Raw genomic sequence first — 6,000 nt, 5'->3', positions numbered from 1 at the left:
CCATTCCGAACCCGGAAGCTAAGGCCACCTGCGCCGATGGTACTGCACTCGACAGGGTGTGGGAGAGTAGGACACCGCCGGACAATCATTCACGAAGACCCCCAGCCCATGGCTGGGGGTCTTCGTCGTTTCTTCGGATGTTGTTCTCTCACTGGTTGTTTCGCCACCAATCCACCCGCCGTACCGTGCTGCTTCGACGTCGTTCAACGATGGAGGTGCACGTGTTTGCTCGAACCCTGCGAATCGGACTGCTCGCGCTACTTGTTGCGGCGATGACGATGTTGCCCCGGGTCGGTGCACACGCACAAGAGTTGCCAACCGAAATATCCGGTGGCACATGGAAATCCGGGCACGTGCAGGGTTTCGCCATCGATACGCACAAGGGATTCATGTACTTCTCGTTCACGGATCTCTTCGTGAAGACGGATCTGAGCGGAAACGTGGTGGGTTCGGTGACCGGATTCACCGGGCATCTGGGCGATTTGGCGTTCGATGACCGGGACGGTCGAGTGTACGGCTCGTTGGAGTACAAGGCGGCGTCCGCGTTCTACATCGCGATCATCGATGTCGATCGCATCACCACCCCGAACCTGGATGCCGAATCGAGTGGCATTGTGAGCACCGTCTACCTGAAGGAAGTGGTGGGCGACTACACCGCAGACATGAACGGGGACGGCAAGTTCGACGGCGATACCGCCACTACCGCAGACCACCGCTACGGATGCAGCGGCATCGACGGCGTGGCGTTCGGGCCGACCTTCGGCACCCGCACCGGTGCCACGAAACTCACGATCGCTTACGGCATCTACGCCAACAACTCTCGCAGCGACAACGACTATCAGGTCCTCCTGCAGTACGACACCACCGCATGGCGCGCCTACGAGCGCCCACTCACCCAGCGTGCCCCGCACACGAGCGGCCCCGCAGCACCGGATGGCAAGTTCTTCGTGCGCACCGGCAACACCACTTTCGGTGTACAGAACCTGGAGTACGACCCGCACACCGAAAACTGGTTCCTCGCGGTGTATCCGGGCAAGAAGCCGCAGTTCCCGAACTATCCGTTCTTCATGATCGAGGCAACCGAACAACCGGTCCGGCAAGAACTGCTGGGACAACCACGGCCCGAACAAGCCTTGGTCTTGGCTCTCGCCCCGGGCGGCCTACATGATGACGCCTCGGCCACCCGCGGCTGGCAGTTCCACGCCCCGTACGGTCTGATCGCTCTGGGCGAAGGCCGCTACTACGTCGCGACCTCCGCGACCGTGAAATCGGGCAACACAACCAAGCAGACCGGTACCGCTCACCTCTACCGCTGGTCCGGAGCGACCCCGACCCCTTTCGAACCGGTCGAATAGCACTACTTCCTAAGCGGGCGCCGGGCTTCCAACTGGGCGTTGTCGGCGGCGGCGAGACCATCGTCCCACCCGTTGGCGTTGCCGAACGAGACACCGCGATTACGGACTGTCGGGAACAGGGTGTCGAATGCCTTGTCCACCTTCAACTGATGGGAGGCGAGTACCGGCAGCAGCCGCGCTGATTCGGCGGATTCCGCAATCGTGGCCTCGGCGGCGGCGGTCAATCGCTCACCGATTCGCGTGGCATAGGCGAGCAGGAACGACTTGCGATACCCGCGGCTGCGCGAATCCGCACTGCGCTGTTCCTGATTGCCGCTGGCGATCATCGCTCTCGTGGCTTGGACGAGTAGCGACGTTGTCAACAACTCGACGGCCTCCAGGTCGCCTTCGTCCCCGACGACGGTGGTGAATCCCCATGCCGAACTGAAGATCGGCCGGCAGCGGTTGGCTTGGGCGACCGTGTCGACGAGCACCGCTTTAGCGTCGACGTACGGAGTATCCAGCCAGATCCTGCGTGCGCCAGGCAGATCGGGCGCAGCGGTGTCCGCTTCGATCAGCACTCGGTCCAGTGCATATTTGGTCATCAGCTCTTGCGCCTTCGCCGAAAGCGCCTCGGCCTCTTCAACAAACGACGTCGATTCGGCCTTCGCGAGCAACCCCCTGACTCGGCTCAGGACCTTCTCGTCGACGTGGTGTCGCGATGCGGTGCTCGGCCGCGCGGTGCCGGGAAGCGGACGGATGAGCTCCAGCCGCGGCAGCCGGATGAGCAGCGCCAGTGTCTGGACCACGGTGGTGAGCGCTTCGGCCGGCGTGAACAGGTGCTTCGTCGCCCACTGGCCGAGGTGTGGTGCGGACTTCGACCACCAGACGACGGCGCCGAGTTGGTCGAGCTGCTCGCGCCAGGTCTCATCGACCGCGGCGGCGGCAAAAGGCTGCATGTACGCGGCGATGATGTCGGTGAGCAGCGCGATCGCATGCTCGTCGAGGTGGCGCTGCGCGGCCCGGTGGACATCCCACGGCAGCCAGCCGTTCTGGAAGATCCGGGTGATGATGTGCTGACCCGCTAGGTGCGCACCTTGCTCCACCTGTGGCGTCAGCCGATCCCGACCAGCGAGCGTCGCCGCACACTGCGTCGCGGCCGCCGCAGCCCCTCGTGCGGTCTCGATCGCGGCAGCCATCAGCATGTTGGCGATGTCGGCCGCGTCCGCGGACGAATCTGCAGGCTTTTGCGTAGACCAGAATTCGGAGCCACCAGATGGACCGCTTTGTGGCCGACGGCCGGTGCGTCGCCGACGGTTCTGCTTGCCCATGTACCCCAACCTCGTTCGGAATCCGCCAGCATCGACGCCTGCAACGATAGAACAACCTGCCGACCACGAACTCGCCCGGCTCAGTGATGTTGGGTGGCAGTGTTCCAGCCGGTGAACATTCGCATACCGTAGAGCAGCGGCCGGTCCACGGCGTCACTGTAGGTGATCTGGGTGGGCCGCCCGAAAATCACTGTGTGCGTTTCTATGTGGAGATGGCCGACCACCTTGCAGTCGGCGACGGCGAAGGCATCGGATGTCAAGGCAGGCATGCCGTTCGGGGTTCGATGCCATGCGACCGAGCCGAACCGCGTGCTGGTCGGTGCCGCGAACAGTTTCGCGACCGCGGTGGCGCCGACATGCAGGAGGTTCACCGCGAAACCGCCACTCGCCACGGCGGCCGCGCCCGAACGACTCGCCTGGTTCGCACAGACGAGGAGAGTCGGCGGATCCATCGAGACGCTGCACAGCGATGTGCAGGTGAAACCGGTGGGGCAACCATCGGGGAGCACGCTGGTCACCACGGCGACCCCGCTGGGGAACGAGCTCATGAACTGCCGGAAATCGCTTGCGTCGTACTGCTGTTGACCGGTCATATTGTTGCTTCCTAGTGCCCGGACGTCGTCGGGGTCATACCCCGCGGAAAATCAATGCGGCCATCACTATCATCAAGATTCCGCCTGCGGCATTGATCGACGCGATGGATCCGTTGGTGCGGGCAAGCCACCCCTTCATCCGATGAGCGCCTTCGAGCCAGAGCGAGTCGACGAAAAACCCGACCAGCACCGGAACGAACGCAAGCACGGTCAGGCCGGGGAATACCGCTGTGCCGGCAGGCAGAAAACTGGGCGTGATGGTCCCGAAAATGACCATGGCCTTGGGATTGGTCGCGCCGACCAGCCAGCCGGTGGCCAACGGTCGAGCAGAGCCTGCGGCCTCCGGCAACGAGGGCTCGGCCAGCTTTCTTTTTCGGAAGGCCGCCAGCAGAAACGAGAGGCCGAGCAGGACCAGTACGACGGCGCCGACGGTGCGAAGGGCTGTTTGCACGACGCTGCTCTGTTGTATCGCCACTCCCAAGAATGTGGTGATGAGAATGCCTGCCGTCAGCGTGCCGAGCGCGTTCCCGAGGACACTCCGGAAAGCCGTGGCCTTACCTGCCGCCAACGTCTGACCGACGATATAGAGGATGCTGGGGCCAGGAATGGCGATCAGAGTAACGACAGTGGCGGCAAGTGCTCCGACTGCGGCGATCACCGGACCATTGAATCACGGGTGAGATGGTCCAGATATTCGTAGCACGAGGGCAAGCTTTCGACCGCGGCGGCGGCGCGTTTGCGTACGTCGGCGAACCCGGCATCGGCGGCGCCGGTGCGGAAATTCCGCAGCGCGGGCCGCGGTGTCTCGGGTCCGATGCCGAGACCGAGGATCATCGTGTTCCAGGAATACGATTCGAACCCGTGATACTCCGGGTAGATGTTCTGCTCGTCGAGCAAGCCGTTCTCGGCGAACTTCAGGATGCGCTCCAGCTCTTGCGGAAGTGGTGTGAGCTTCACGTCTCGCCAATATTCGGTGTCGTTCCGTGCGGCGCCGACGAAATGCATGACGAGGAAGTTCTTGACCCCCTCGACCACGTGCCGAACTCGCCTGTTGTACTCCTCGCGCAACCAGGCGTTGTCGCCGGTGCCGGGGAAGAAGCGGACCAGCTCCTCGATGCTGTGCTGGATGAAGAAGATCCCGGTGGATTCGAGCGGCTCGACGAACGCGCTGGCGAGCCCGATGGCGACGCAGTTGGCGACCCATGAGCGCCGGCTACGTCCGATGCGCATGCGAATGTGGTTGGCTTCCAGGCCCGATGTGTCGACGGGTATGGACGCTCGCAGTTCCGCCTCGGCCTGTTCGGGTGTCGTGTAGCGGTCGCAGTACACGTAGCCGTAGCCGTTGCGTTCGTAGAGTGGAATCGTCCAGCGCCAGCCGCAGTTCATGGTCTGGGCAGTGGTGTACGGTTCCATCTCCTCGGTGACGGCGCGGGGGACACGCAGTGCTACCGCGCGATTGTTGGGTAGCACGTCGGCGAAGGATTCGAACGGCTCGGCGAGTGCGTCCGCCAACATCAGCGACCGGAAGCCGGTGCAGTCGATGTAGAGGTCCGCGGTCAGTGTGCCGTGCGCAGACGATTCGACACCGGAGATTCCGTCGTTGTCGGTTCGCACGTCGGTGACGTCGTCGACGATGTGCCGGACGCCGCGCTCGATGGCGTACTTCGACAGGAATGCGGCTACTTTGTCCGCGTCGAAATGATACGCATAGGGGAACTGCTCGATCTGATCCAGCATGGTCGACTCGCCGAGATTCTCGGAAACCTTTCTGCCGTAGAGACTTCCGTCGATGGCGCGCGGTGAACGCCGCGCGGCGCAGAGCGTCGGCGTGACGAATGCCGCCTCGTCGAACGGCTCCGTTCGATCGCCGGCGAGCCACCATTCGGCCAGGCTGAACCCGTGCACTCGATTCCATCGTTCGAACGGATGATAGAAATGGCCGCCGTCGCCGCTCCAGTTCTGGAATCTGATGCCGAGCTTGTAGCCCCCTGCGCATTGCGGCAGCCACTCGCGCTCGTCGAGTTCGAGGTAGTCGAAGAAATGCCGGATGGTGCTGAATGTTGCCTCGCCGACGCCGATTCGGCCCGTTGTCGCGGATTCGATCAACGATACGGATACGCCGGGCAAAGCTTTGGACAAATATGCGGCGGTCATCCAACCGGCTGTCCCGCCACCCACAATCAAGACATTGCGTGCCATAACGATAGCTCCCCGTTTACGTTCCCCCCGGCACGGCGGGCAAATATCGGGCCTGCGGCATCGCTGTTCCTGTGGCACGCCGATGATCGCACGTGTCTTGGCGCACCGAGAGCTCGATTCAGCGCAAAGCTCGATTGTCTGCGGAGGCTCTGTGTGCACTATTCGCAGGAAAGCACTGCGCGCACCGTTGCGCGACAATATGTTTCACATGCCGAAGGATATGTCTACGCAGTGCGTGGACCCCCCAATTCCCGTTGCCGGTACTGTCGCCTCCCTTTCTACCGATTGGAATCAACCGTGTCAACGGTCGGGTCCGGTATTCGGCATACCTGGTGGTAGATAGAATTGGTTGCACCACAAAGGTTTTGCCGCCCCGGATAGCGACAGCGTGTTCGACTGGATGCGGCTGGTGACCTCCGACTAAGCAGGCAAGTCGGGATCTACATGTCATGGGACCGCTACCGGCAGCAGCTCCTAACCTGTCTGCAGCACGAAGGCCCCCGGCGCGCGCCGGGGGCCTTCGTCGTCTCAATCATCCACGGG

At 62.9% G+C, this 6,000-nt stretch carries 5 protein-coding genes; 1 reads left to right on the top strand and 4 read right to left on the bottom strand.

Features of this window, described 5'->3' with window-relative positions; all coding sequences use genetic code 11:
• Window positions 1-221: 221 nt before the first annotated feature.
• On the top strand, window positions 222-1,355 hold the full coding sequence (locus ACGFNJ_RS42150) for a hypothetical protein (protein WP_393461908.1): 1,134 nt from the start codon (window positions 222-224) through the stop codon (window positions 1,353-1,355).
• A 2-nt stretch (window positions 1,356-1,357) separates the two neighbouring features.
• Here ACGFNJ_RS42150 and ACGFNJ_RS42145 read toward each other — a convergent pair whose 3' ends face one another.
• From ACGFNJ_RS42145 to ACGFNJ_RS42130, 4 genes are all read right to left on the bottom strand, one after another.
• Window positions 1,358-2,665 (bottom strand): DUF2786 domain-containing protein, encoded by a 1,308-nt coding sequence (locus ACGFNJ_RS42145; RefSeq protein ID WP_393461906.1) that lies wholly within the window; start codon window positions 2,663-2,665, stop codon window positions 1,358-1,360.
• Window positions 2,666-2,745: 80 nt separating this feature from the next.
• Window positions 2,746-3,258 carry a flavin reductase family protein gene (locus ACGFNJ_RS42140; RefSeq protein ID WP_393461904.1) on the bottom strand — a complete coding sequence of 171 codons (513 nt, stop codon included), beginning with the start codon at window positions 3,256-3,258 and terminating at the stop codon, window positions 2,746-2,748.
• Window positions 3,259-3,292: 34 nt separating this feature from the next.
• Window positions 3,293-3,916, bottom strand: coding sequence for a LysE family translocator (locus tag ACGFNJ_RS42135; protein ID WP_393461902.1), 624 nt, complete (start codon window positions 3,914-3,916; stop codon window positions 3,293-3,295).
• Window positions 3,913-5,457 carry a tryptophan halogenase family protein gene (locus ACGFNJ_RS42130; protein ID WP_393461900.1) on the bottom strand — a complete coding sequence of 515 codons (1,545 nt, stop codon included), beginning with the start codon at window positions 5,455-5,457 and terminating at the stop codon, window positions 3,913-3,915. The genes ACGFNJ_RS42135 and ACGFNJ_RS42130 overlap by 4 nt, the downstream gene beginning before the upstream one ends.
• Between the last annotated feature and the right edge of the window lie 543 nt (window positions 5,458-6,000).

Source organism: Nocardia sp. NPDC049149, from assembly GCF_043197455.1.
In the GTDB taxonomy this organism is placed as follows: domain Bacteria; phylum Actinomycetota; class Actinomycetes; order Mycobacteriales; family Mycobacteriaceae; genus Nocardia.
This window is presented reverse-complemented; position numbering and strand designations above follow the sequence as displayed.

Bases quoted from the DNA above. Each gene is read 5' to 3' on its own strand.
- ACGFNJ_RS42130 (WP_393461900.1), bottom strand. From the start codon at position 5,457: ATGGCACGCAATGTCTTGATTGTGGGTGGCGGGACAGCCGGTTGGATG.
- ACGFNJ_RS42140 (WP_393461904.1), bottom strand. From the start codon at position 3,258: ATGACCGGTCAACAGCAGTACGACGCAAGCGATTTCCGGCAGTTCATG.
- ACGFNJ_RS42145 (WP_393461906.1), bottom strand. From the start codon at position 2,665: ATGGGCAAGCAGAACCGTCGGCGACGCACCGGCCGTCGGCCACAAAGC.